Source organism: Streptomyces sp. NA02950, assembly GCF_013364155.1.
Lineage (GTDB): Bacteria > Actinomycetota > Actinomycetes > Streptomycetales > Streptomycetaceae > Streptomyces.
Genome location: NZ_CP054916.1, coordinates 7326274 through 7352005, shown reverse-complemented (window position 1 = coordinate 7352005; position 25732 = coordinate 7326274). Strand labels below are relative to the sequence as shown.

Genomic DNA, 25732 nt, shown 5'->3' with positions numbered 1-25732 from the left:
CAACGTGTTGATACGCGCTCGCCATTTTCACCTACACCGCAGGCAGTTTGCCAGATAGGATCGGGACATGACAGTAAGTGATAGCGTGTTCGACCCCAGCGCTCGCACCGCGGGTGCCAAGCGCGTGGTGAATCTCCAACTGTCCACCGTGTACGGCGAATTCCGCGCCGTCGGCTACCTCGACCTCAATCGCGGGGACGAACAAATAGCCCTGGTATACGGTGATGTCGAAGGTGAGGACGTCCTTACCCGACTGCATTCGGAGTGCCTGACCGGAGATGCCTTCGGCTCCAAGCACTGCGAGTGCGGGGATCAGCTCTCCGCCGCGCTGAACACCATCACCCGCGAGGGCCGCGGCATTCTGATCTACCTCCGGGGCCATGAGGGCCGGGGTATCGGCCTGCTCCCCAAGTTGCAGGCGATGCAGCTCCAGGCGGAGGGGATGGACACCGTCGAGGCCAACCTCGCCCTCGGACTGCCCGCCGACGCCCGCGACTACCAGGTGGCGGCGGAGATGCTGCACGACCTCGAGGTCCGGTCGGTGCGGCTGCTGTCCAACAACCCGCTCAAGCGGGAGGCGCTGCTGCGCCACGGCATCGACGTCAGCGAGCAGGTTCCGCTGCTGACCCCGCCGCGCGAGGAGAACATCACCTATCTGCGCACCAAGCGGGACCGCATGGACCACTACCTGCCGCATCTGGAGGTCGCGGCCGACCGCTCATGAGGGCGGCCGGCCGGACCGGTGGCGGGGAGGGTGGGTGCGATCAGGCAGCGCGTGGCCGGGGCGGGAATCCGGCGGCGCGGTAGCAGGCGTCGACCAGGGTCATGGTGGCCACGGCGTCGTCCGCGTCGAGCGGCAGCGGAGCGCCGTGCCGTACGGCGTCGGCGAAGGCTTCCAGCTGGTAGGTGTACGAGGAGCGGCGGCCGAGTTCCTCGGTCCGCTCCCCCGCCCGGGTGCGCACCACCACGCGGTCGTCCAGATGCGGCTGGACGAAGTTCAGCGCGGTGGCCTCGCCGAGCGTGCCGGTGATCCGGCAGCTCATCCGCCATGCGCCGGAGGCCATGTGGCAGCGGGCGAGGCCGGTGGCGCCGCCGGGGAAGGCCAGTTCGGCGTCGAGCCATTCGTCGACGTCCCCGGCGCCCGGCCGCCCCGCGCCACGGGCGGCCACCAGCCGGGGCGGGCCGCCGGCCTCCGCCGGGGTGCCGGGGCTGCCGATGGACATCACCCGCGAGGAGCTGTGCGACTGGGAGCGGATGTGCGCGGTGGTCGCGGACGCCGAGCTGTGGTGGGAGCCGGGTACGGCGGTCGGCTATCACGCGTACACCTTCGGCTGGATCGTCGGCGAGATCGTGCGCCGGGTGACCGGCCGTCCCCTCGCCCGGGTGCTGCGCGAGGAGCTGACCGGGCCGCTGGGTGTGGCGGACGAGCTGTACTTCGGGATGCCGGTCTCGGAACACGGGCGGCTGGCGCCGCTGGAGGACGCGCCGGGCACCGAGCACATGTTCGCGGAGCTGCCCGAGGACCTGCCGATGTTCAGAGCCGGGCCGAAGTCCACGTTCCCGACGGCCGAGCTGGGCAACCGCACCGACATCCTGGCCGCCGACATCCCGGCGGGCGGCAAGACCTCCGCCCGCGCCATGGCCCGGCTGTACGCGGCACTGCTGGGCGATGTCCCCGGTGTCCGGCCGGTCTCACCGGAGCGGCTGCGGGAGATGGCATCGGTGGCGGCGAGCGGAACCGACCGGGTCTTCGGCAACGAGTCCGCCTGGGGCCTGGGGTTCGCGCTCGGCCTGCCCGACGGCTCGGCGCGGAAGGCCGGTGTGTTCGGGATGGGCGGTGCGGGCGGCAGCTTCACCTACGGGGACGTGGAGAACGGGGTGGCGTTCGCCATGACCAAGAACCGGCTCACCCCGGACTTCTCCGCCGTCACCGAGGTCATCGGCATCGTGGCCGCCGAGGCGTGAACCGGTCCGGGCACCCGGGTCATTCGGCACCGCCCGAGACCGCCATGGCCAACCCCATGCTGTCCAGATGAGCCTCGCACACCGTGAGGGCGGCGGCCATGACCGACAGCTGCGGATTGACCTCGGGGCAGCTGGGCAGCACCGAGGCATCGGCGACCAGCACCCCCCGCACCCCGCGCAGCCGCCCCGCGGGGTCGGCGGGCGCCGTCTGCGGATCGCCGCCCGCTGCGGCCGTACCGGTGGGGTGGAACGCCGACAGATGCAGCTGACGAGCGCTCACCTTCCCCAGCACGGCGTGGAGTTCGGCGAGCGTGCGCACCCGGGGAGTGGCGGGGATTCCGGTGAGCACCTCCTCCGCGCCCGCCGCGAGCAGGAGTTCTCCCATGGCGCGTACCGCCCGCACCAGACGGCCCGCGTCACGGCGGTCCAGACCGTAGCGGAGCAGGGTGCGGTCGCGGCCCAGCACCCGGCCGGACGGCCGGTCGGCGATCATGGCGCCGAAGGTGGCGAGCCGGTCGGAGGTCTCCAGTTCCCGGCGGAGCGCGCCGCCGAGGCCCGGGAGGACGAAGGAGCCCATCCCCGGCGGGGTGGCGGTGGCCTCGATCAGGATGCCGTCGGAGTGGTGTTCCTCCACCCCGACGCTCTGGAGCACCCCTTCCCACGCGGTGACGGGCTGGTCGAACCGCCCGGCCACACTGGTCGCCGGATGCACACTGAGGTTGCGGCCGAGCATCGGATGGCCGCCGAGGCCGGAGCGGCGCAGCAGCGGGGGTGTCTCGAGGGCGCCCGCCGCGACGACCACGAGCGGGGCGAGGATCTCGAACGTCACCCCGTCCTCCCGCCGCACCCGGACCCCCGCGGCGCGCGGTCCGCCGGGGCGGTCGCGTTCGACGAGGATCCGCCGCACCCGGGCGCCGGTGACGATGCGGGCTCCCCAGGCGCAGGCGTCGGGCAGCACGGACAGCTGCACACTCTGTTTGGCGCCGGTCGGGCAGCCCACGACGCACTGGCAGGAGCCCTTGCAGCCGGGGGCGTTGCGGCGCAGTGGCGCGGCCTGCCAGCCCAGCCGCTCGGCACCGCCGAGGGCCAGCAACCCGTTGTTGCCGAGGACGTCCAGGGGCTGGGTGGCCACCTGTACGGTCCTCTCGGCCTCGTCCAGGGCGGCGTCGAACCGGTCGGCGAGCTCGAACCCGAAGCCGCGGCGCCAGCGTTCGAGCACCCGGCCGGGGGTGCGGTAGCAGGTGCCGGAGTTGACGACGGTGGTGCCGCCGACGGCACGGCCGACCGGCAGCAGCAGGGGCGGGTTGCCGACGGCCACGGTGGCGCCGCCGTCCCGGTACAGCTCGGTGAACCGGTCCAGCGGGGTGCGTTTCCCGAAGGAGGCCGTGGAGTGGTGGTGGCCCTCCTCCAGGACCACCACGCGCAGTCCGGCGCGGGCGAGGGTGCGGGCCGCGACGGCGCCGCCCGCGCCGGATCCGATGACCACGGCGTCGGCGGTGGAGCGGGCGGGCCAGGTGTCGGCGGGGGTGCAGTCGAGCGGCGGGTCCTGGCGCGTCGGGGCCGGGTCCGGCCGGTGGCCGCCGTGGTCGAGCATGCGCTCGGTTCCGGCGGCGAGCAGTACGGGGATCTTGAGCACGTCGAAGAGCGGGAGCAGCGCGGACCGGGCCCCGAGCGAGCCGAGCAGCCGCTCCCGTTCGGCCGGGCCGAGGGCGGTGAGCCGGCGGCCGGTGGCGGCGAGGGCGCACGCGTCGAGCGCGGCGGCCGCGGTGCGCACTCCGGCACGCGCGGGCAGCGGCATCGAGGCGAGTACGGTCTCCAGCCGTCGGGGCACCCGGCCCGGCCACGGGGTGGTGCCGTCGTCCGCGAGGAGGGCGGCCACCAGGCCGTCGAGGCTGCGGCTGGGGTACGGGGCGCGGAGGCGGGTGGCGGCGGCGCAGACGGCTCCGGTGCGCCGGGCGTCGGACGTGCCGGGGCTCATCGGTCGCCCACCTCCGCGTGTGCGGTGCCCTCGAGGGTCCAGACGCCTTCGGTGCGCCACCTGCCCCACCACCGTTCCAGCAGGATGTGGGCGTCGGCGCGCTCGCTGTTGCGGCAGACCGCCGGGGAGCCGTCGGGGTCGGCGTAGTCCAGGGTCAGGGTCCGCTCCTCGGGCTGGGTGACCTCGACGCGGATCCGGCGCGGCCCGGCGCGGCCGGTCACCGTCCAGGTGGGCAGGGCGACATCGGCGCGGAACCGGCCGAGTCCGGCCCAGCCCAGCGCGGTGCGTTCGGCCCGCCGGGGCCAGGTGCGGCCGCGGTGGCGCAGTCGCAGGAAGACCAGTGGGGGCAGCCGCCGCAGTCCGGGGCGGGTGGAGACGGCGGCGACGATCTCCAGCACCCCGTCGTCGCCCAGGTCGGCGTGGAGCCAGGCCCAGCGGTGGGCGTTGCCGTGGCCGTAGATACGGGCGGAGGCGCCCGGTGCGCCGTCGAGGCTGAGGGTGGTGTCCTCGTAGGCGAAGGTTCCGCTGTAGCGGGCGCGGGCGGCCGGGAGGATCTGGGCGGCGGGCAGCAGGGGGCGCCGCCAGGACCAGCGGGGGAAGGTGTAGAGCGGTGCGTCGGTGGGGCGTTCGGTCAGTTTCCAGCTGAACTCTCCTGCCGCGCCGCTGAGTTGGCCGGGCGCGGCCTGGATGCCGTCGCCGGTGAATCCCTCGGCGGGGCGGGTCCAGGGGGTGGGGCCGAAGCGGGCGTGGCGCACCGGGCCGTCCTGGGGGAAGGCGGCGGCCCAGCCGTGGGCGAAGGGCGGGGATCCGTCGGCGGGGGCGGTGAGTTCATGGTGCAGCCACAGTCCGGTGCCGGTGGCCGGGTCGGTCGCGGTGGTGTACCAGACCTCGGTACGGCCGGGGGTGCCGTCCCAGCGGGGTGCGAGCAGCGGGGCACTGTCCTCACGGCGCGGAAACCGGAAGCTCGCGAGGAACGGCAGGAGTTGGGTGGCGAGCGGAAACCGCACGGCGCCGGTCCCGATCGCCGTTCCGTCCTCGTACAGCGTGTACGGCAGGACGGTCATCGAGGCGAGCGGGCGGCGCGGGCTGATGGACTTCCAGCCGTCGAGGGTGATCCGGCGGCCGTCCGCGGTGAAGTCGACCCGGTAGCGGATCCGGCGCCGGGCGAGCGGGGAGATCTCCAGGGTGCCGATGGCGTCGGGGTCGTCGGCCCATCCGGCGACGCGTATCCGCCCGGTGAGCCGGGCCGGTGTGGTGCCGAGGGGGCGCAGCACCCGGTCGGCCGCGCCATGCAGATCGAGGCGGACCGGGCGGTCGCGGTCCTCGCCGTCGAGGCGGATCCGGCCGAGCATGGATTCGCGGAAGGTGGTGCCGCGGCCGGGACGGGGGCGTTGCGGTGCCCCGGTGCCGCCCGGCCCGCCGGTGGCGCCGGAGGTGCCGGTGTGGTCGGGGGTGCTCGTACGCGTGCTCAAGCGAGGCCCTCCAGCATGATGCGTTCGGTCGCGGTCAGATACGCCTCGGCGGCCTTGTGGGCGGCGCGCTGGTTGCCCCGGTTCACGGCCTCGACCACCGGTGCCAGCCGGGCGTGGGCGGCGGCCGGGTCGGTGAAGGGCCCGGCCAGGGCGGTGCGTACGGGCAGATAGGCGTTGAAGAGGGTGTTGGTGAGCAGGGCGTAGACACGGTTGCCGGTGGCGCGGGCGAGGGCCCGGTGCACTTCGACGTCGGCGAGCTGCACCGCGTCGGTGTCCCCGGCCTCGCCCACCGCGGTCAGCAGGGCGCGCAGTTCGGCCTTCTGCGCGGTGGTGGCGCGGGCGGCGGCCCGTTCGGCGATCAACGCGCCTACCGAGCGCCGCACTTCGAAGACCTCCCCGATCCAGTCGGGGCTGTGCCGTACCAGCATGGGCAGCAGATCGGCGCCGCCGAGCCGGGCGTAGTCGCGCACCCGGGTGCCCACACCGTGCCGGGTCTCCAGCAGTCCGGCCTGGACGAGACGGCCGAAGGCGTGTTTGAGGGTGGTGCGGGTGACCCCGTAGCCCTCGGCGAGTTCGCGCTCCGGCGGCAGCAGGGTGCCCGCCGGGTGGCGGCCGGTGAAGATGTCCTCCCGCAGGCGGTTCTCGAGGACGTCGACGATGGTTTCGCGGGGCAGTGCCTCCACGCTCATCCTCCCCCAGTGGCTCAGTGGATGAGCCACATGGAATCACTGGGCACAGTCGGCGTCAAGACGCGAGACGATCGCCGCCGGACGGGCGATCAGTGCACGTTTGTCCGATACTGGGCAGAGCTGCGTGACATCCCGGCTGGACGACGATCAAGGACTGGACCATGGACGTGGAGATCACGCTGCGGGTGGACGGTACCGAGCACCGGCTCATCGTCGACACCCGTACGACGCTGCTGGACGCCCTGCGCGAGCGACTGGGGAACACCAGCCCCAAGAAGGGCTGCGACCACGGACAGTGCGGCGCCTGCACCCTGCTGATCGACGGCCGGCGGGGGCTGGGCTGCCTCGCGCTGGCCGTGGCCCACCAGGGCGCGGACATCGTGACCGCGGCTGGTCTGGCCGACGGTGACGGCGGCGGACTGCATCCGCTCCAGCGGTCGTTCATCACCCACGACGCCTTCCAGTGCGGCTACTGCACTCCCGGCCAGATCGTCTCGGCCGCCGGGATGCTGAGCGAGGCGGAGGCGGGCTGGCCGAGCGCGGTGAGCAAGGACCCCAGCGCCACCGATGTGGTGCTGGACGACGAGGAGATCGCCGAGCGGATGAGCGGCAATCTGTGCCGCTGCGCCGCCTACATGAACATCGTCCCGGCCATCTCGGAGGTGGCGCACCGATGAAGCCCTTCCGCTACGAACGCGCCGACGACGTGTCCGCCGCGGTCACCGCGCTGGCCGAGGAGCCGGAGGCGGCCTTCCTGGCCGGGGGCACCAATCTGGTGGACCTGATGCGGCTGGAGGTGACCACCCCCGAGGTGCTCATCGACGTGACGCGGCTGACCTCCGACCGGATCGAGGAACTGCCCGACGGGGGCCTGCGCATCGGCGCGGCCGTCCCCAACAGCGACCTGGCCGCCGACCACCGCGTGCGGCGGCGCTATCCGATGCTCTCCCAGGCGCTGCTGTCCGGCGCCTCGGGCCAGTTGCGCAACTTCGCCACCACCGGCGGCAATCTGCTCCAGCGCACCCGCTGCGCGTACTTCCAGAACGTCACCACCCCGTGCAACAAACGCGAACCGGGGTCGGGGTGTTCCGCGCTGGAGGGCTATCAGCGCGATCTGGCGATCCTGGGCTCCTCCCCCGCCTGTGTGGCCACCCATCCGTCGGACATGGCGGTGGCGCTGGCCGCGCTGGACGCGGTGGTCACGGTGCACGGCCCGGGCGGGGAGCGGCGGATCCCGGTGACCGAGCTGCACCGGCTCCCGGGAGACACCCCGGAGCGGGACACCGTGCTGGAGCGCGGTGAGTTGATCACCGGGGTCGAGCTGCCCCCGCCGGCCCATCTGACCGCCTCCCGCTACCGCAAGGTGCGCGACCGGGCGTCGTTCGCCTTCGCCCTGGTCTCGGTGGCGGCCGCGCTGGACGTGGCCGACGGCACCGTACGGGACGTGCGGATCGCGCTCGGCGGGGTGGCGCACAAGCCGTGGCGGGCCGCCACCGCCGAGACGGCGCTGCGCGGCGCGCCCGCCACCCGGGGGAGCTTCCTGGACGCGGCGGCGGCCGAGCTGGCCCCGGCGCGTCCGCTGCCGGGCAACGCCTTCAAGGTGCCACTGGCCCGCAACACGATCGTCAGTGTGCTGCTCGACCTGCTGGAGGAGAGGCGATGAGCGACGTCCGCGCCCGGCCCCACGCCATCGGCAGCCCGCTGGACCGCATCGACGGCGCGCAGAAGGTCACCGGCACCGCCACCTACGCCTTCGAATGGCCCGTCGAACACGCCGTGTATCTCCACGCCCTCCAGTCCACCATCGCCGCCGGCCGGATCACGGGGGTGGACACCTCCGCCGCCGAGGCCGAACCCGGGGTGCTGGCCGTCCTCACCCATCTCAACGCCCCCTCGCTGACCCGGCCCGACGACCCCGAGCTGGCCGTGCTCCAGACCGACGAGGTGGCCTGGCGCGGCCAGTTCACCGGTGCCGTGGTGGCCGAGGCCCTGGAGACCGCGCGCGCCGCCGCCGGGCTGGTGCGCTTCTCCTACGCGCCGCGGGAGCACGATGTGGAGCTCCGCGCGGACCGCGACGACCTCCGCACACCGGTGCACGCCGCCCAGTTCGGCTCGGCCGCCGGTGAACTCCAGGACGGCTCGCCCGCCGACAGCCTGCTCGGGGACGTCGACGCGGCGCTGGATTCGGCCCCGGTCCGGCTGGACGCCACCTACACCACGCCGATGTACCACAACAACCCGATGGAGCCGCACACCGCCGTGGTCAGCTGGGACGACGGCGAGCTGACGGTGTACTGCTCCACCCAGGGCTCGTCCTTCAGCCGGATGCTGATCGCCGGGGTGCTGGGACTGCCGGCGGAGCGGGTCCGGGTGATCTCCCCGCATGTCGGGGGCGGTTTCGGCTCGAAGGTCTACCCGCACTCGTACGCCGTGCTGGCCGCGATGGCCGCCCGCACCGTACGCCGCCCGGTCAAGTTCTCGCTGACCCGCCAGCAGATGTTCGCCCTGGTCGGCTACCGTCCCGCCTCGATCCAGCGGATCCGGCTCGGTGCCGACGGGGACGGCAGGCTGACCGCCGTCGCCCATGAGGTGGCCGAACAGACCGCCAAGGCCAAGGGGTACGCGGACCAGGTCGCGGTGTGCACCCGGCTGATGTACGCCGCCCCGCACCGGCGCACCACCCACCGGCTGGCGCCGCTGGACATCCCGGTGCCCACCATCATGCGGGCGCCGGGCGAGGGACAGGGGATGTTCGCGCTGGAGTCGGCCATGGACGAGATGGCCCTCGCCTGCGGAATGGACCCCGTGGAGTTCCGGATCCGCAATGAGCCGGAGGTCCACCCGGAGTCCGGACTGCCGTTCTCCAGCCGCCATCTGGTGGCCTGTCTGCGCGAGGGCGCCCGCCGGGCCGGATGGGAGCGGCGCGACCCCGCCCCCCGGGCCCGTCGGGACGGGCGCTGGCTGCTGGGCAGCGGAGTGGCGGCCTCGACGTACCCCTCGCCCCGGCTGCCGGGGAGCAGCGCCACCGTCCGGGCCACCCCGGACGGCCACTACCTCGTACTGATCGCCGCCGCCGACCTGGGCACCGGCGCCTGGACCGCGCTCACCCAGATCGCGGCGGACGCGCTGGACGTCCCGGTCGAGCAGGTGGAGGTGCGGATCGGGGACACCGCGCTGCCGCCCGCGTCGGTCGCCGGGTTCTCCTCCGGCATCAGCAGCTGGGGCAGTTCGATCTGCGCGGCGGCGACGCGGCTCCACGAGGTGCTGGAGTCCGACCACGGCGGCACGGTCCCGGCACAGGGTCTGGAGGTCACCGCGGACATGCCCGCCAACCCCGACGAGGACCGGTACGCGATGCACAGCTTCGGGGCCCAGTTCGCCGAGGTGCGGGTGGACCAGGACACCGGGGAGGTGCGGGTGGCCCGGCTGCTGGGGATGTTCGACGTGGGCCGGGTCATCAACCCCAAGACCGTCCGCTCCCAGCTGATCGGCGGGATGACACAGGGGATGTCGATGGCGCTGTACGAACACAGCGTGCTGGACCCGCGGTTCGGTCATGTGGTCAACCACGACTTCGCGCAGTACCACATCGCCGCCAACGCCGATGTGCACGCGGTGGAGGCGCACTGGGTGCACGAGCGGGACCCGCACACCAATGCGATGGGCGCCAAGGGCGCGGGCGAGGTGGGCATCGTCGGCACGGCCGCGGCCGTCGCCAACGCGGTGTACCACGCGACCGGTGTCCGGATCCGCGAACTGCCCATCACCCTCGACAAGCTGCTGCCCTGACCAACTCCGGGTGCCGCACCGCCAGTTCCGCCCCGGGCTACGACGATTGCGCTAGGGTCTGATACGCCGCACAGACTCGGGGGGCGCGCGTGCCGGAGACGGAAGCGAGTACGACGACCGACGATCCGGTACCGGAGGGCGGGGCCGACCCGGTACCGGAGGCCGGGCCGGGCAGCGGGCTGGAGCACGCCGTGGCGGAGTTCACCGCCGCGCTGGCGCGTCAGCAGGATCTCGCCGACCGGCGCGAGGAGATCATCACCCGGCTGCACACCGAGCTCCAGGAGCTGCGCCGCGGGGAACTGGACGCCGCCCTGGACCTCGTACGCCACGGTCTGATCCGGCTGCACGACCGCATCCTGCGCCAGGCCGAGCAGATCGACGCCCCGCTGGGCACGGACGAACTGGACGCGCTGCTGCGGGCGCTGGCCGACGATGCGGCGGACACCCTCGCGGGCACCGGCACCGAGCGCTACGCCCCGGAGGAGGGCGAGCCGTTCGACACCGCGCGCCACCGGCCGGTGGGGCGCGCCGAGGCCCTATCGGAGGAGGCCGACCGCACCGTGGCACGGGTGGTGGCGGCGGGATTCGCCCGCGGCGAGCGGGTGGTGCGCAAGGCCGAGGTCGTGGTGGCGCGCTGGGAGCGGAGCGGCGGTACACCGCCGTCCGCGGGGTAGTCATCGGGGCAGGGAAGCACAGCGGAGGGGAGCGCATGGCCGTCTACGGCATCGACCTGGGAACCACCTACTCCTGTATCGCCTGTGTCGACGATGTGGGCAGACCGACCGTGCTGCGGAATCTGGAGGGTTCGGACACCACCCCCTCGGTCGTGTACTTCGAGAGCGCGGACGGCACCGTGGTGGGGCAGTCCGCCAAGGACGCCGCCGTGGTGGACCCGGACGCCGTGGTGCAGCTGATCAAGCGGGACATGGGCGAGGCGGTGACCCGGGAGTTCCACGGCCGGTCGTTCACCCCGGAGGAGATCTCCGCCCGCGTCCTGCGCAAACTCGCCGACGACGCCCGGATCAGCGGCGGCCACGAGGTGCGGGACGTGGTGATCACGGTCCCCGCGTACTTCGGGATCGCCGAGCGCGACGCCACCCGCAAGGCGGGCGAGATCGCCGGGCTGCGGGTGCTGGACGTGGTGGCCGAGCCCATCGCGGCCGCCCTCGACTACGGTGCGCTGGGCGCGGGCGCGGACGGCGCAGACCGCGCGATCCTGGTGTACGACCTGGGCGGCGGCACCTTCGACACCACCGTGCTGACGCTGCGCGGCACCGAGCTGAAGGTGGTGTGCACCGACGGCGCCAAGGAGCTGGGCGGGGCCGACTGGGACGACCGGCTGGTGCTGCACCTGGTGGACGCCTTCCGCACCCGGTTCCCCGACGCGGGCGATCCGCTGGCCGATCCGCAGACCGAGACCCAGCTGCGCAAGGACGCCGAGGAGGCCAAGAAGGCGCTGTCCTTCCGGGGGAGCTATACGGTCCGGGTGATGCACCAGGGCCTGGTGGAGCCGGTCGAGCTGACCCAGGAGCTGATCGAGGAGCTGACCCGGGATCTGCTGGACCGCACCCTGGACCTCACCCGGCGCACCGTGGAACTGGCCCAGGAGCGCGGTGTCGAGCGCTTCGACGACGTCCTGCTGGTGGGCGGTGCCACCAAGATGCCCGCGGTGGCCCGGCGGCTGCGGGAGGAGTTCGGCTTCGACCCCAAGCTGCACAACCCGGATCTCGCGGTGGCCCGCGGCGCCTCGCTGTACGCCCTGGACCGCGCGCTGTACGTGATCAACAGCGGGGAGGTGTCCGCCGAGGAGGCGCCGCAGGTGCCGGACACCGGCCGGATCACCCACCAGCCCTACACGATCTCCACCGTGGCCTCGCGCGGCTACGGCATCCAGGTGTGGGACCCGGACCTGGAGCGGGAGTACGTGACCCATCTGGTGCACGCCAACGACACGTTGCCGGTCGCGGTCGTCCAGGACTTCTACACCGTCCGCGCGGGGCAGCGGAAGGTGCACATCAAGGTGATGGAGCAGGCCGGGGCGGTCGAGTCCGACGAACTGGGCCACAACACCGTGGTCGCCGACGGCGAGCTGGACATTCCGCCGGGCAAGCCCGACCGCTGGCCCATCCAGTGCGAGTTCACCCTGGACACCTCCGGGCTGCTCACGGTCGTGGCCACCGAGCGGGAGACCGGTGAGCGGCTCACCCTCACGGTGCGGATCGGCGGGATGACCGAGGAGGCGGTGGAGGAGGCGAGGATCTCGCTCACCAAGGAGCGGATCGCCTGAACCGGCCGCGCACGGATCGCCGCGGGGGGGGTGAGGCATGGCATTCGACGAGGCGCGGTACCGCCGTGAGGTGCTGGACCACGGGCTGCCGCTGAAGGACGATCTGCGCTGGCGCTACCAGCTGGACGAGCCGCTGACCGCCGGTGCGGTCACCGAGGCGGTGAAGGAGGTCCGGGCCTGCTGGCGGCGCGGCCGGGCCCGGCTGAAGTACCGGCCGGTGATCGAGGCGCTGGAGGCCGGACACCCGGTCCACCAGCCGGTGTTCGACGCCGCCGCGGCGGGCGATCTGGAGCCGCTGCGGACCGCGCTGGCCGAACAGGGCCGCCGGGAGGGCGACGGACGCCGGCGGCTGGTGGCCGCGCTCGAGGAGGCCGCGGACGGGCTCGGTCTGATCGCGCCCGCCACCGTCGAGGAGGTGGCCGCGGCCCACGGTGTGGCCGAGGCCCGGGTGCGCGAGGCGCTGCGGGGCGCGCGGATCGAGGTCAGGGAGCCGGACGCGCTGCCCTTCGACGCCCCGCACCCCGCGTATCTGCGCTGCGCCCGGCAGTTGGGGCTGCTGCGGCTGCGTCATCTGGCCGACTTCCTGGCGGCGGACGGGCCCGGCGGCCGGGTCTCCGTCCCGCTGGAGCCCTTCACCCGGCCCCCGCCCGGTGAACGCGCGCTGGACGAGGCGGCGGTCCGCTGGGCGCGGCTGCCGCACAGCGCGGCCCAGACCGCCGCCCACGGCGTGGTCGCCGCGCTGCGACAGGTGTTGCGCGACCGCGGTCCGGACGGGCTGGGCACGGTGCTGGCCTACGAACTGGCCGCCTCGGTGCGGGAGCACCGGGCGGCCCGCGCCGGAGCCGCCACCCTGCTCGCCCATGCCGTCGGGGAGTTGTCGGTCGCCGAGGCCGATGCCCGGCGGCTGGTTTTCGCGGTGCTGCACGAGCACGCGGGGGACCCGGTCACCGGGCGGCTGCGGCGGCTGACCGCCGACGGGCTGCTCGCCGAGGCCGCCGCCGTCCTGGACCGGTTCCCGGACGGGGCGCTGCCGGAGGAGGCGGCGGCGCTGGCCGCCCATGTCCGGGAGCGGCTGGCCGAGGCGCTGCGGCTGCGCGACCGGGCCGCCGGACTGCGCGGCAGTGATCCGGACCGCGGCTGGGAGCTGCTGGAGGAGGCCGCGCTGATCGCCGCGGATCTGCCCGGCGCGGACGCGCTGCGCCGGGCGCTGCCCGCCCGCCCGGTGCCCCGGGCCGGGGCGGTCTCCGACGACGCGGGGGTGCTGGTGGAGTGGGAGCCCACCCCGTCGACCGCCGGGGAGCCGGAGTACGTGGTGGTACGGCGGGTGGGCCGGCCGCCGCGCGCCGCGCTCGACGGCACCGTACTGCGGCCGGACTCCCCCGGCGCCACCTCCCTGCGCGACACCTTCGCCCCCGACGGCACGGCCCTGTTCGTGGGCCGCCCGCTGTACTACGGCGTGGCGGTGCGGCGCGGCGCGGAGCCCGACACCCCGCCGTCCGCGCTCGCGGTCTGCGGACCGATCTACCACCGGCCCGAAGTGGCGGGGGTGCGGCTGCGGGCGGGCGACACCACCGTCACCGGCGCCTGGCGGTGCCCGGCCGGGGCGGAGTCGGTGGAGGTGACCCGCGACGGGGACGGCGGGCGGGCGGTCCGGGTGGCCGCCCACCGGGACGGGTTCACCGACAGCGGGCTGGTCAACGGCACCGTGCACCGCTACCGGATCGCCGTGGTCTACCGCGGCCCGGACGGCTCCCGGACCGTCACCGAGGGCGTCCGGCTCTCGGCCACCCCGGTCTCCCCGCCGCAGCCGGTGACCGCGCTGCGGGTGGAGCCGGTGCCGGACGACCCGGCGGCGATGGTGGCGCGGTTCCCCGCACCGCGCGGCGGGGACGCGGTGCTGTATCTGCTGGACGGGGCGGTGCCGTGGCCCGCCGGGACCCGGCTGCCGGTGACCGGACTGCGGCCCGCCGCCCGGCCGTTGACCACCTCACCGGTCCCCGGGGGGCTGCGGTTCCCGGTCCCGGCGTGCAGCGGGACGGTGCTGGCGGTGACCGTGGCCGGGGACGAGGCGGTGACCGGCCCGCACCGGCGGGTCGAGGTGCTGCCCGGCCTGGGCGCTGTCGAGGCGCGCCGGCTCGGCGGCGAGGTGGCCGTGGCGTTCGACTGGCCCGCGCAGGGGGTGGACGCGGCCGAGGTGTCCTGGACGGTGGCCGGTTCCCCGGCGGCCCGCAGGACGGTCACCCGCGCCGCGTATCTGCACGAGGCGGGGGCCCGGATCCCGGTGGCTGACGGCGCCGCGGTGGAGATCGAGGTACGGGCGGTCGCGACGGGCGCCGGGCCGCGGGTGGGCGGCGCCCCCTCGCGCACGTCGCTGCCCGCCCGGGTGGAGGTCGGCTACCGGCTGACCCGGTCGGGGCTGCCCGGACGGCGCACCCTGCGCGCGGTGTTCACCGCCCGGGCCACGATCCGGGCCGAACGGCTGCTGCTGGTACGGGCGTACGGCGAGACCTGGCCGCTGGCGCCCGAGGACGGCGAGACGCTCGGCGAGCTGACGGAGGTCGAACTGCCCGCCGGGCAGCCGGTGGAGCTGGCCGTGCCCGCGCCCGGCGGGAAGGGGCCCGGCGGGCGGGGCTACTGGCTGCGCTGCTTCGCCGTCGGCGAGGCGGTGCTGCTGCGCGATCCGCCGACGCGCGAACTCCGGGTGGGACGAGGGAGACAAGGGTGAAGCAGGTGGAGCGGGTGAAGCAGGTGGAGCGGGTGAGCGACAGGTGAGGTTCAGGGGCAGCGGGCCCGGCGGACGCACCTGGGTGTGTCCGCACTGTTTCCGGCGCCTGGGCCGCGACGGCTTCGGCTTCGTCTGCGCGACGGGCGGCCGGGAGTGCGCCGACGACAAGCGGCTGGCCGCGGCGAATCCGCTGGACCGCCGCGCGACCTGCGGCACCTGCGGACATGTCACCACCCGGCGCCGGTGCCGCCCCTGCGGGGACCGGCTGCCGGAGGGATATCTGGAGTCACCGGGGCGGATCGTGGCCCTCGCCGGGCCGGTCAGCTCCGGCAAGAGCACCTATATCGCGGTGCTGGTGCACGAGTTGCTGCACCGCCTCGGCGACGAGCTGCGCACCTCGCTGGTGCCGTGCGACGACCGCACCACCGACGACTACCGGGAGCGCTACGAGCGCCATCTGTACGACGCCCACCGGACCGTGCCCAAGACCCAGGAGCGGGACGGCGGCCGCCCGCTGGTGTACCGGCTCGGCCGCACCCGCCGCGGCGCGTTCGGCACCACCCGGGACACCTCGCTCACCCTGGTCTTCCTGGACACCGCGGGCGAACACTTCGGCTCCCGGGACCGGATGGAGACCCAGCTGCGGTACCTCGCCGAGGCGGACGCGGTGGTGGTGCTGGTCGACCCGCAGGACGTGGCCGGGTCCGAGTCGCTCGGCCCGGCCGCGGGCGGCGCCGTCCGCACCGCCGAGCAGACCGCCGGACCGTCCGTGGACGTGCTCACCCGGGTGCTGCGCCACCTCGGCGACGCCCACGGGCCGGGCGGCGGGCGGAAGGTACCGATCCCGGTCGCCGTGGCGCTGACCAAGCTGGATCTGCTCTCCCCCGGGCTGCCCGCCAACTCCCCGCTGCACCGCACCCGCGCCCCCGGCCCGGTCTTCGACGCGGAGGACCGGGCCGCCGTGCACACCGAGCTGCGGGCGCTGCTGGCCGGGTGGCGGGAGAGCCAGCTCGACCTGCGGCTGAACCAGTCCTGCGCCGACTACCAGCTGTTCGCCATGTCGATGCTCGGCTCGGCGCCGCGCGGCGCCGATCTGGGTCTCGGCGGGGTGCGGCCGCACCGGGTGGAGGATCCGCTGATGTGGCTGCTGCACCGGTTCGCCATGCTCGACCGGGGAAAGGTGTGAGAGCCATGGCCGGACAGGCGCACTACTCCTCCGCCCCGCCCGGTGCGGGTGACCGGCAGGGGGGTTTCCGGTTCACCGCGGTGTCCGCCGACGTCCCGCGCGCCACGCTGGACGGGCTGCGGCCGCTCATGGCGTACACACCGCCACCGGGCGCGGCGGCCGAACCGGCCTCGCATCCCGTGGCGTTCGCGTACGACCGGCTCGGTGAGACGCGCGCGGTGACCCGTATCCGCAGTGTCGGCCAGGACTACACCGGCCGCTGGGGCAACTTCTTCTGCCACTCCGTCCTCGCCGCGCCGGAGGAGCTGACCGGGCTGCGGCCGGTGGAACTGTGGGGCGCGCCGCTGTGGGCCGAGTCCCCGGCCCCCGACGACGGCCGACCGCTGCCCGACACCGGCGAACTGCCGCTGGGCAGCACGGTCGGCCCCGACCGGGTCCGGCGGCTGCTCCAGGAGACCGGCCCGGCGGGCGGGCGGCTGCTGGAACGCCTCCTCGCGGCGGTGCTGAGCGCGCTGGAGCGGGGGCATCCTGACGAGCGCCACAGGGCCGGACCGGGTCCGGTGGTGCTGGTCTCCTCCTCCGGCGAGCGCGTCCTGGACTGGCTCACCGCCGTCTCCTACGCCCTCCCGGCGCCGCTGGCCGCCGAGTTGACGTTCATCACCTACACCGACCGGCCGTACGACGACCACCGGCTGCTGGTGGGCACCGTCCCGGAGGTGTGGGAACGCTGCGGCGGTGAGCGGGGCGTGGTCTTCCCCCTCGATCCGCCGCTGCCGGCGGACGGCTCTGCCGCCGGGGAGACTCCGCACGGTACGGCCGCCGGACTGCTCGCCCGCGCCTGGACCGAGGACGACCTCGACGTCTTCGACACCGTCGCCGACCTCTGGGCCGCGGTGCCCCCGGCCCCACCCCCACCCCCATCCACGACCACGACCACGGAGCGGGCGGCCGCCCGGCTCACCACGGTGTGCGCCCTGGTGGCGCTCGCCCGCGGCACCTGGGACGCGGCGCACGCCCCGCGGGCCGAGCGGGACGCGCTCGAAGCACTGCTCGGCACCTTCGCGGTCCACCCCGGCCTCTTACCGCCCGAGGTGCACCGGTCCCTGGCCTCCGGCCCCGCCGGTCTGGACGCCCGGCTGGCCGCCCGGCTGCTCGCGGTCTCCCCCGCCTTCCGGGACACCGCCCGCCACACCCTCGAACAGGCCCTGCGGACCGGCGCGTTCCCGGCCCCGGACGCCGACGGCGCCATGTCCCCGCTGGCCCGCTTCGTGGCCGCTGTCGTACACCTGCGGCTGGCCGAGGCGGACGTCGCGCCGGAGGCCGTACGGGACGGCGCGGAGCAGTGGCTGACGGCCCGCCCCGAACCGTTCGGCGACGCCCTCACCGCACTGCTGCCACCGGAACCGCTGCCACCAAAACCGCCGCCACCGGACGGCCCGCCCCGGCCGCCGCGGCCCCCGGACGTCCCGTCGCAGCCCCCGGCGGCCCCGCCCCTGCCCGCCGCGGCCCCGGACGCCGCGCTCACCGACACCTACCGCAGGGCGGTCCTGGCCGGGGCGGTCCGGGCGATGGAGGGCTCCGCGGCGCTCCGGGAAGCGGCGCTCACCCCCGCGGTGTGCGCGGCGCTGACGCGGCGCCCGCCCGATCCGTTGGGGGTGCCCGAGGGCGGCGAGGTGTGGACACCGGCGCCGCGCACCGCGGTCCGGGTCTGGCTGACGGGGGCCGGGGCGCACCCCGCGCGGCGGCACGAGGCCGCGCTGCGGGTGCTGCGGCTGTACAAGCAGGGGCTGCTCGGCGAGGAGGAGACCTGCGCGGCCGTCCGCCACCTGGCCGTCCCCGCGCCCGCGGAGCCGCCGGAGCCCGTGGAGCCGCCCGAGGACATCTCCCCGGGCCGGCTGCTGCGGCGTGTGCTGTGGCGCGGCGAGGGGTGAGACGGTGCCGCTGTTCATCCTGCCCGCGCAGGCCATCGCGGTGGCCGTGGCACTGGGCCTCAATCTGCCCGCGCTGCTCCTGGTCCTGCTGGGGCGTCATCTGGTCATCCTGTGGGGGACGCTGGGGCGGCGGGTGCTGGGGCGGACCGGCGGGCTGTTCGCCGTCGGCGGGCGCGTCCGGCAGCTCGCCCTGACCGGCTCGCGGCTGCCGCCCGCCGCCGTCTCCGCGCCCGCGCCCATCGACCACCGGCCCGGAGGCGACGCGGCCGAGCCCGCGTACCGGGCGTATCTCCACGGGCCTGCCCTCCGCGATCTGCGGCGGCTGTACCGGGCCACGTACGAGGACTGGCGCACGGTGCTGCGGGAAGCCCGCACGGGGGCCCGGCAGGCGTACGTCAGAAGGGAGTCCGGGCAGCGCCGGGCGGCGTGGACCGGGCTCGGCTATCCGGTCTTCCTGCTCGGCTTCCTGCCCGTCGTCCTGCTCGCCGCCGTGCTGTGTCTGCTGGCGGCGGTGGCCCAGTTGGCGCTGTGGGCGGTGGTGTCCGTCCTCCGGGCGGTGGTCTGGTGGGCGCCGCCGGCGGCCGTGGACCGGATCGGGCGGTGGCGGCGCGACCGGGGCGCGGTGTGCCCGCATCTGGAGTGCGGACGGCCGGTGGCGCTGCCGGTGCACCGGTGTCCGGCCTGCGGGGCGGGCCACCGGCGGCTGGTGCCCAACGGGTACGGCGCGCTGCGCCATGTCTGCCGCTGCGGGGCCCGGCTGCCCGCCTCGCCGGTGTTCGGGGCGCGCCGTCTGGAGACGTCCTGTCCGTTCTGCGCCCGGCCGCTGCCGCGACGGACGGGGCGGGAGCGGGCGCGGACGCGGACCGTGGTGCTGGCGGGAGGGCCCGACTCCGGTCAGAGCGTGGTCCGTTACCGGGCGCTGGCGCGGGCGCGGGAGCGCGTGGAAGCGCTCGGCGGCACCCTGCGCCCCGAGGCGGTCGCGACGCACGCCGCCACGCTGACCGGGCTGCGCGGGGCCGACGCGCCGCTGGTCGTCTACGATCCGCCCGGCGCGGCGTTCACCCGCCAGGAGTCGGTGGACGCGCTGGACTGTCTGCGGCGCGCCGACGGACTGGTCCTCGTGGTCGACGCGCTGGCGCTGCCGTCGGTGCGGCGTTCGCTGGGCGAGGGCGAGCGGGAGTCCGTCGCGGCGGTGCCGGTCTCACCCCAGGATCCGTCGGACACGGTGGTACGCGTACTGCACGTTGTCGCCACCCTCCCGGCCCGGCGGCGGCCCCGGCGGATCGCCGTGGTGCTGACGAAGTCCCGGGCGGTGCGGCGCGCCCTGATCGGCGCCGAGCTGCCGGACCCGGCGACGGAGTCCGGTGCGGGGGTCCGCGGCTGGCTGGAGCGTTCGGGCGGCGGCAATCTGGTGCGTACGGTCGAGCGGTTCGGTGGCCGGGTGCGGTATCTGACCGACGGGGCGGACGAGGACCCGACGGCGGAGACGGCGGACGCGGCCGGGGCGGACGCCGCGCCCCGGCTCGGTGAACTGCTGCTGTGGGCCGCCGGGGTAGGGGTCGCGCGCCGCCGGCGGCTCCCTTGGCCCGCCGTACGTCCCGGGTCCCGCCCCGCCGTGCGCCGTCGCCGTACCGCCGCCGAGCGGCTGGCGCTGCGGCAGCGGCGGGCGCTGGCCGCGGAGCGGCGGTGGCGGCGGATCCGGTACGCCGTGCCGGGGGCCGCCCGGCGGCCGCTGGCGACGCTGCTCTCGGCGGGTGAGCGGCGCAGCCGGACCCGCCGCACCCTCCTCGAGAGCGCCCGCCGCTCCGCCCGGCGGCGGCCCGACGGCTGGGTGCCCGGCGGACGCGAGGGCGCGGCCGCCGGGGGGACGCGGATGGCGCGCGGCGGCCTGGTGACGGGGCATCTGGCCGGTTTGCTGGCCCTGCCGTTGGCGCTGGCGCTGCTGATCGCGGGGGCGCTGCCACCGGGGTCGTTCTTCGGGCTGCCGGAGAGGTACGACACCTGGCGGCGGCCACTGGCGGACTCGGTCCACGACGTGGACCTGGCCGCGTACACCCCGGGCGCGGACTGGCCGCGGGTGCTGGCGACCTACTCCGGCGCGGGCACCTCACCGGCGATGGCACAGGACGGTCACGACGGGGACGGCTGGTCGACCAAGGGCAGCCCCAACCCCCAGGACCAGTGGGTGCTGCACTTCGGAACGCCGGTGCGGATCCACCGCATTGACGAGGAGTGGAAGGACGGGAGCGCGGTCAGCACGCTCGATTACCGCATCGGAACGCGCTGGGTCAACCCGCCGCGCGGAAGCCTGCACTTCGACCTCGGCCAGGACCATCCGGGTCGGCTCAACAAGGAGTCGGTGGTCCTCAAACGTCCGGTCGAGGTGTCGGCGGTGCGGGTGTGGATGCTGCATCCGCGCGACAACGGCGACGACCGGCTGCGCTCGCTGCGGGTCTGGGGACGGTCGTCGTCGATCGTACGGCTGCGCCCCTCCTCCGACGGCGGACGGCTGCGCGTGGCGAACACCGCGGCCCGTGAACTGGCCGTGGAGGTCCGGCCTCCGGTGCTGCCCACCGGCTGGCGGGCGGTTCCGGCGGGCCGGGCCCCCCGCGCGGTCGGGCCGCACGGCACGGTCGGCGCCCGCTGGACGATCAAACCGCCCGAGGACGCGGCGGCGGCGCGCCGGGGCGGTCCGGTGGCGTACGCCGTGCGGATCACGGAGGACGGCCGCACGGTGACCGCCTGGTGCCGCGGGGTGCTGACCGCGGAGGGCAGGAACACGGCGAAGGCGGCGGGATCGGGGTATCGGGTGGTGCCAACGACATGTTGATGACGGTGAGTTCACACCTAGGATCGTCCGCGTGACGAGGGATTCCGAACAATCCGAACGGTCCGAGCGGTCCGACGGGTCCGGGCTGTCCGACGGGTCCGGGCTGTCCGAACGAGAGGCGCTGGCCGCGTTCTGCGCGGTGCTGCCCCGGCTCCGGGCCATGCTGCGGGGCCCGGCCTCGCGGGCCCGGCGGGCGGCCGTGGAGCAGGTGGTGCTCGCGGCACGGCGCGGTGAGCCGGTCGGCGAACTGCTGGCCGGGCTGGGGATGTACGAGGACGTGCCGGCCGGCGCGGGCCCGTCCCGCACCACGCTGCCGACGCCCGTGGCGGAGGACCGGCCCGCGCGGGTCACCGGTGTGTACCTCTGCCCGCTGGGCACGTGCCCGCGGGCGGAGGAACGTACGGCCGCCTCGGAGCTGCCCGCGTGCGGTGTGCACGACCAGGCCCTGCGCTTCGTCGCCGACCGGTGAGCGCGCGCCATGGTGAGCGGGTTCCTCTCCGAGTTCGGCCGGAAGGTCGCGGAGCGCTGGGCGACCCAGGTGATCCTGCCGGGGCTGCTGTTCACCTCCGCCCTGGCGGTGGCGTCGGCGCTGGGCCAGCGGCGCTGGTGGGACACCGGGCTGCTGTGGCGCACGCTCGGCGAGTTCGCGGCGGTGGGCGGGGCGGACCAGCAGGCGGCGGGGTCGGCGCGGACCGTGATGCTGGTGATGGGCGTGGTGGCGGTGTCGGTGGCGGTCGCGCTGGTGGCGCGGGCGCTGGGCGGGCCGGTGGCGTCCGTGCTGTCCGGACGGTGGCCGTTCTTCGTACGTCCGCTGGACCGGCGGCTGACGGCCCGGCGGGTCGCGGCCTGGCGGCGGCACGACGCGGCGTACGAGGCGGCCCGGGAGGCGGGCGAGGACGCGCACCGGCTGGGTGAACTGGCCGCGCTGCGCAACGCGGTGGCGCTCACCGAGCCCCGGCGGCCCACCTGGACCGGGGACCGGCTGGCGGCCCCGGCCGCCCGGGTACGGGACCAGTACGCGCTGGATCTCACCGCGGCCTGGCCCCGGCTGTGGCTGCTGCTGCCGGACACCACCCGGCAGCCGCTGACCGACAGCAGACAGGGCTTCGACGAGGCGGCGGCGCTGGGCGGCTGGGCGGTGCTGTACGGGGCGCTGGGGGTGCTGTGGTGGCCGGGCGCGGTGGTGGGCCTGGGGGCGGCCCTGGTCTGCCGGCGGCGGGCGCGGGAGACGGCCGAGGCGTACGCCGAGCTGGTGGAGGCCGCGGTCGATGTGCATCTGGACGAGCTGCTGGACCGGTTCGACGACGAGCTCCGGCCGATCCGGCCGGGCCGCGGGGCGTCGGTCACCGAGCGGTTCCGCAAGGGCGTGTGAACCACCGGCGTCCGGGGCGCGGCGGCCCGTGCCCCCGGACCCGCACCGCACCACTGGGCCATGGGAGGGGGAACGATGCGTGACCGGCTGCTCGCGGCCGTGCAGTCCCGGCTGGACCTGGCGGTCCGTGCCGGCGATCTGTCGGGGGTGCACGCCCCGCAGGCCGGGGAGGAGGCCGACGGGCTGCTGGCGTTCCTGGCCACTCCGCGGGGCGTGGACGCCCAGGTGCTGTACACGGCCGGGCTGTTGCACTGGTTCCGCGCCGCGCTGCCCGAGGAGGAGGGCCAGGAGTCCTGGGCCCTGGCGGTGGTGCTGCTGATGCCGTTCTACATGAGCCGGGCGGAGGCGCTCCCCGCCCCGGTGCGCGCCTCGTTCACCCGGGCGCTCTCCCCGTCGGTGCGGCCCGCCGGGGAGGAACTGGTCCGTGCGCACGCGGAGGCCATGGGCAATCTGGCCATGCTGCTGGTGATACGGCTGGTGCGGCAGCGTGACCACCGGGCCGGGCAGGCCGGGTTGCGGCTGCTGCGGGACGCGGAGCAGGTCCTGCCGCCCGGCCATCCGTCCCGCCCTCTGGTGCTGTGCAACCTCGGCTACACCCTGGTCCTGAACGACCTCTTCGCGCACCAGGGCGAGGATCCGCCCCCGATGCCGCAGCTCGAGACAGCGATCACGGTGTTGCGCGAGGCGTTCGCCACCACCCCGCGCGCCCACCTCAACCATGCGCGGTGCGCCAACGGCCTGGCCCTGGGCTTGCGTTGCAAGGCGATACTGACCCAGGACCGGCCGCTGCTGGGCGAGTCGGTCGAGCTGCTGCGGACGGCGGTGGCCACCGCCACCGAGGTGGACGAGAACCTTCCGCAGATGTGCGCCGACCTCGGGGACGCGCTGCTGATGTGGGCGGAGTCCGGGGCCGAGCGCCCCGGCGACGTGGACACGGCCGTGCTCGACGAGGCCATCGCGATGCTGGAACGGGCGGTCATCGGGCTGCCGGACGGCAGCGAGGAACAGGACCGTGCGAAGACGGGGTTCACCCGGGCCACGATGCTGCGCGCCCCCAGCCGGGTCCGGGAGAAGCGCGATCCAAAGACCCGGAAGCATCTTGAGGTGATGGACGGCTTCGTCTCGTCGATGGTCCCCCGCCAGGGCGGGGAGGGCTCCGGCGACGGCGGCCATCCGCTGGCGTTCGTCGCCAAGCTGCTGGGCATGGTGTCCGGCGGCGGCAACAGCCGCAGCGCACAGCTGATGGACTTCGCGACGACCCTGATGCGCTACCCCGACGAGGCGGGGCTGGCGGAGGTGCACGCCAAGGCGATGGAGACGCTGGAGGCGCAGTTCAGCCATCTGCCCCCGGGCGAGCGCGAGGAAGCGATGCGGGCGTATCTGGACTCGGCCGAGGAGGCCCCGTCCCCGGCGTTCGGGCCCGCGGACACCACCGAACTCGACGCGCTGCTGGAGATCCACGAGCGGGTGCTGCGGGAGCTGCCCGAGGACCATCAGGACCGGGTCATGCTGACGTTCAACCGGCGTGGGCTGCTGCTGGCACGGCTTCAGTACGGCGGACAGGTGTCGCGGGAGAACTGGACGGAGGAGCTGGCCGAGCTGGGGCCGCTGATGACGGAGGCGGAGGGCGGGCTCCCGGCGATGCTGGGCCGGATGGGTCTGTCGCCCGACCACATGGAGTCGTGGGTGATGCTGGCCCACGCCCAGCAGTCGCCCTTCGAGGCGCTGGCCCGCACCGCGGCCGGCATCCGGCAGGGACGGCGGCGGCTGGCCGCCCTGCCGGCGGACGACCCGGCGTATCCGCAGGCCCAGAAGGCCCTGGCGCACGCGCTGTTCGCCCACTACCAGCTCGACCACGACGAGGCGCGCTACCAGGAGGCGGCCGGGCTTGCCCGCCGAGTGCTGGACACCCTTGCCGCCACCGATCCGTATCTGCCGTTCCTGCTGATGGCATGGGGCTCGGCGGTGACCAGCCGGTTGCAGCACAGCGCGCTCACCGAGGACGCGGAGACGGCTGAGCACGCCCTGCCGAGCAGCGCCGTCGCCCGGCTGGCCTCCAACTCCGCCGCCGACGCCCTGGGCTACCGGGACGCGCCCGGCGCGCTGGAGGCGCTGGAGGACGGCCGGGCGCATCTGCTGTCCGGCGCGCTCAACGCCCGGCGGGAGCTGGACCAGTTGCGCCGGACCGACGCCGGGCTCGCCGCGCGCCTGGTGGAGCTGCGCGAACAGGTGCACGACCTCCAGGCGCGGGGCGGCTTCGGACGGATGCCGCGCCCGCAGGACCTGGCCGAATACCGGGATCTCGCCGGGCAGTGGAAGGAGTTGATGGACCGGTTGCAGGGGATGCCCGGTTTCGAGCGCTTTCTGCTGCCGCTGCCGCTGGGTCTGCCGGATCTGCTCCCGGCCGCCGCCGAGGGCCCGGTGATCAGCGTGAACGTCAACCCGCGCCGCTGTGACGCCCTGGTGCTGCGCCCGGACGGGCTGGTGCCGGTCGCCCTGCCCGAGCTGCGCGCCGGGGAGCTGATCGAGCAGGCGGACGCGTTCCACGAGGCGGTCGCTGTGCTCACGCACGGCGGGGAAGGGCTGCTGGCGGGCCAGGCGCGGCAGGTGGTCCGGGAGACACTGGGCTGGCTGTGGGACGTTCTGGCCGAACCGGTGCTGGACGCCCTGGGGCTGACCGGTCCGCCGCCGCCGGACGGCTCCTGGCCCCGGCTGTGGTGGTCGCCGACCGGGCCGCTCAACTCCCTGCCGCTGCACGCCGCGGGCCATCACACCCGGCCCGGGGACTCGGTGCTGGACCGGGCCGTCTCCTCGTACACCCCGACCCTGCGCGCCCTGCTGCACAGCCGTGCCCATCCGGTGACGGCCCGGCGCACCGCGCTGGCGGTGGCGATGCCGGAGACGCCCGGCCACGCCCCGCTGCCGCGCACGGTGGACGAGGCGGGCGCCCTCGCCGCGCGGACCGGGGGCGCGGCGCCGCTGGTGGGGGCCGCGGCCACCCGGGAGGCGGTGCTCGCGGCGCTGCCCGGGGCGGCGGTGGCGCACTTCGCCTGTCACGCGGGCAGCGATCCGGCCGATCCGGCCGCCAGTCATCTGCTGCTCCACGACGGACCGTTGAGCCTGACCGCCATCAGCGCGCTGCACCTGGACGGGGCGGAGCTGGCGTATCTGTCGGCGTGCGGTACGGCGCGCGGCAGTGCCCGGCTGGCGGACGAGGCGATCCATGTGGCCTCCGCCTTCCAGCTGGCCGGGTACGCGCAGGCGGTCGCGACCCTGTGGGAGATCGGCGACGGGGTGGCGGCCGAGGTGGCCGCCGGTTTCCACGGTGCGCTGGACGGTGCGCTGGACGCCGCGGACCGGCTGCCCGGGGCGCTGGCCCTGCACACGGTGACCCGGCGGATGCGGGAGGCGATGCCGGGTGAGCCGTGGACCTGGGCGGCGCTGCTGCACGCCGGGGCGTGATGGCCGACCGGCCGGGCCGCTATCGATCCGGCACTGGTTCCCGACT

The 25732-nt window shown here is 75.1% G+C and carries 17 protein-coding genes and 1 pseudogene; 14 read left to right on the top strand and 4 right to left on the bottom strand.

From position 1 onward, the window contains the following. Positions 1 to 67 precede the first annotated feature (67 nt). A complete protein-coding gene (gene ribA / locus HUT19_RS32330; RefSeq protein WP_176183842.1) occupies positions 68 to 724 on the top strand; it encodes a GTP cyclohydrolase II in 657 nt (218 codons plus the stop codon). Between the two features lie 40 nt (positions 725 to 764). Here ribA and HUT19_RS42320 read toward each other — a convergent pair. Next, a pseudogene (locus tag HUT19_RS42320) lies at positions 765 to 1190 on the bottom strand (Gfo/Idh/MocA family oxidoreductase); the annotation flags it as partial. 25 nt (positions 1191 to 1215) lie between these two features. Here HUT19_RS42320 and HUT19_RS32320 point away from each other — a divergent pair. Then, complete coding sequence (locus tag HUT19_RS32320; RefSeq protein ID WP_217712297.1) at positions 1216 to 1965, top strand: serine hydrolase; 750 nt, start codon at positions 1216 to 1218, stop codon at positions 1963 to 1965. 19 nt (positions 1966 to 1984) lie between these two features. Here the strand turns inward: HUT19_RS32320 and HUT19_RS32315 are convergent, their stop codons facing one another. The 3 genes from HUT19_RS32315 to HUT19_RS32305 are packed head-to-tail and all read right to left on the bottom strand — an operon-like array spanning position 1985 to position 6104. Further along, positions 1985 to 3943, bottom strand: coding sequence for a GMC family oxidoreductase (locus tag HUT19_RS32315; protein ID WP_176183840.1), 1959 nt, complete (start codon positions 3941 to 3943; stop codon positions 1985 to 1987). Next, complete coding sequence (locus tag HUT19_RS32310) at positions 3940 to 5415, bottom strand: hypothetical protein (RefSeq protein WP_254885891.1); 1476 nt, start codon at positions 5413 to 5415, stop codon at positions 3940 to 3942. The genes HUT19_RS32315 and HUT19_RS32310 overlap by 4 nt, the downstream gene beginning before the upstream one ends. After that, entirely contained in the window at positions 5412 to 6104 is a 693-nt protein-coding gene (locus tag HUT19_RS32305) for a FadR/GntR family transcriptional regulator (protein ID WP_254885890.1), read from the bottom strand. Before HUT19_RS32305 ends, HUT19_RS32310 begins: the two co-directional genes overlap by 4 nt. A gap of 161 nt (positions 6105 to 6265) precedes the next feature. Here HUT19_RS32305 and HUT19_RS32300 point away from each other — a divergent pair, with 161 nt between their 5' ends. From HUT19_RS32300 to HUT19_RS32245, 12 genes are all read left to right on the top strand, one after another. Then, positions 6266 to 6781: a 2Fe-2S iron-sulfur cluster-binding protein gene (locus HUT19_RS32300; RefSeq protein ID WP_176183838.1), complete on the top strand. Its 516-nt coding sequence runs from the start codon at positions 6266 to 6268 to the stop codon at positions 6779 to 6781. Then, positions 6778 to 7767, top strand: a complete 990-nt coding sequence (locus HUT19_RS32295; RefSeq protein WP_176183837.1) for a xanthine dehydrogenase family protein subunit M — start codon at positions 6778 to 6780, stop codon at positions 7765 to 7767. Before HUT19_RS32300 ends, HUT19_RS32295 begins: the two co-directional genes overlap by 4 nt. Then, entirely contained in the window at positions 7764 to 9893 is a 2130-nt protein-coding gene (locus HUT19_RS32290; RefSeq protein WP_176183836.1) for a xanthine dehydrogenase family protein molybdopterin-binding subunit, read from the top strand. Before HUT19_RS32295 ends, HUT19_RS32290 begins: the two co-directional genes overlap by 4 nt. 89 nt (positions 9894 to 9982) lie before the next feature. Further along, positions 9983 to 10567 carry a nucleotide exchange factor GrpE gene (locus tag HUT19_RS32285; RefSeq protein WP_254885889.1) on the top strand — a complete coding sequence of 195 codons (585 nt, stop codon included), beginning with the start codon at positions 9983 to 9985 and terminating at the stop codon, positions 10565 to 10567. Between the two features lie 35 nt (positions 10568 to 10602). Continuing rightward, complete coding sequence (locus HUT19_RS32280) at positions 10603 to 12180, top strand: Hsp70 family protein (protein WP_176183835.1); 1578 nt, start codon at positions 10603 to 10605, stop codon at positions 12178 to 12180. 37 nt (positions 12181 to 12217) lie between these two features. Next, positions 12218 to 14905 carry a hypothetical protein gene (locus HUT19_RS32275; RefSeq protein ID WP_176183834.1) on the top strand — a complete coding sequence of 896 codons (2688 nt, stop codon included), beginning with the start codon at positions 12218 to 12220 and terminating at the stop codon, positions 14903 to 14905. A 43-nt stretch (positions 14906 to 14948) separates the two neighbouring features. Then, the gene (locus HUT19_RS32270) at positions 14949 to 16091 is read left to right on the top strand and encodes a hypothetical protein (protein WP_254885888.1); all 1143 of its coding nucleotides are present in this window, start codon (positions 14949 to 14951) and stop codon (positions 16089 to 16091) included. A gap of 5 nt (positions 16092 to 16096) precedes the next feature. Further along, complete coding sequence (locus tag HUT19_RS44060; RefSeq protein WP_176183833.1) at positions 16097 to 18022, top strand: hypothetical protein; 1926 nt, start codon at positions 16097 to 16099, stop codon at positions 18020 to 18022. A gap of 4 nt (positions 18023 to 18026) precedes the next feature. After that, positions 18027 to 20852, top strand: coding sequence for a discoidin domain-containing protein (locus tag HUT19_RS32260; RefSeq protein ID WP_176183832.1), 2826 nt, complete (start codon positions 18027 to 18029; stop codon positions 20850 to 20852). A gap of 31 nt (positions 20853 to 20883) precedes the next feature. Continuing rightward, positions 20884 to 21321, top strand: coding sequence for a hypothetical protein (locus HUT19_RS32255; RefSeq protein ID WP_176183831.1), 438 nt, complete (start codon positions 20884 to 20886; stop codon positions 21319 to 21321). A 9-nt stretch (positions 21322 to 21330) separates the two neighbouring features. After that, positions 21331 to 22224, top strand: a complete 894-nt coding sequence (locus HUT19_RS32250; protein WP_176183830.1) for a hypothetical protein — start codon at positions 21331 to 21333, stop codon at positions 22222 to 22224. A 75-nt stretch (positions 22225 to 22299) separates the two neighbouring features. Then, complete coding sequence (locus HUT19_RS32245; protein ID WP_176183829.1) at positions 22300 to 25686, top strand: CHAT domain-containing protein; 3387 nt, start codon at positions 22300 to 22302, stop codon at positions 25684 to 25686. Positions 25687 to 25732: the final 46 nt, after the last annotated feature.

Coding starts and splice junctions, on each gene's coding strand:
- ribA (WP_176183842.1), top strand. CDS start 68: ATGACAGTAAGTGATAGCGTGTTCGACCCCAGCGCTCGCACCGCGGGT.
- HUT19_RS32320 (WP_217712297.1), top strand. CDS start 1,216: ATGGACATCACCCGCGAGGAGCTGTGCGACTGGGAGCGGATGTGCGCG.
- HUT19_RS32315 (WP_176183840.1), bottom strand. CDS start 3,943: ATGAGCCCCGGCACGTCCGACGCCCGGCGCACCGGAGCCGTCTGCGCC.
- HUT19_RS32305 (WP_254885890.1), bottom strand. CDS start 6,104: ATGAGCGTGGAGGCACTGCCCCGCGAAACCATCGTCGACGTCCTCGAG.
- HUT19_RS32300 (WP_176183838.1), top strand. CDS start 6,266: ATGGACGTGGAGATCACGCTGCGGGTGGACGGTACCGAGCACCGGCTC.
- HUT19_RS32295 (WP_176183837.1), top strand. CDS start 6,778: ATGAAGCCCTTCCGCTACGAACGCGCCGACGACGTGTCCGCCGCGGTC.
- HUT19_RS32290 (WP_176183836.1), top strand. CDS start 7,764: ATGAGCGACGTCCGCGCCCGGCCCCACGCCATCGGCAGCCCGCTGGAC.
- HUT19_RS32280 (WP_176183835.1), top strand. CDS start 10,603: ATGGCCGTCTACGGCATCGACCTGGGAACCACCTACTCCTGTATCGCC.
- HUT19_RS32275 (WP_176183834.1), top strand. CDS start 12,218: ATGGCATTCGACGAGGCGCGGTACCGCCGTGAGGTGCTGGACCACGGG.
- HUT19_RS44060 (WP_176183833.1), top strand. CDS start 16,097: ATGGCCGGACAGGCGCACTACTCCTCCGCCCCGCCCGGTGCGGGTGAC.
- HUT19_RS32250 (WP_176183830.1), top strand. CDS start 21,331: ATGGTGAGCGGGTTCCTCTCCGAGTTCGGCCGGAAGGTCGCGGAGCGC.
- HUT19_RS32245 (WP_176183829.1), top strand. CDS start 22,300: ATGCGTGACCGGCTGCTCGCGGCCGTGCAGTCCCGGCTGGACCTGGCG.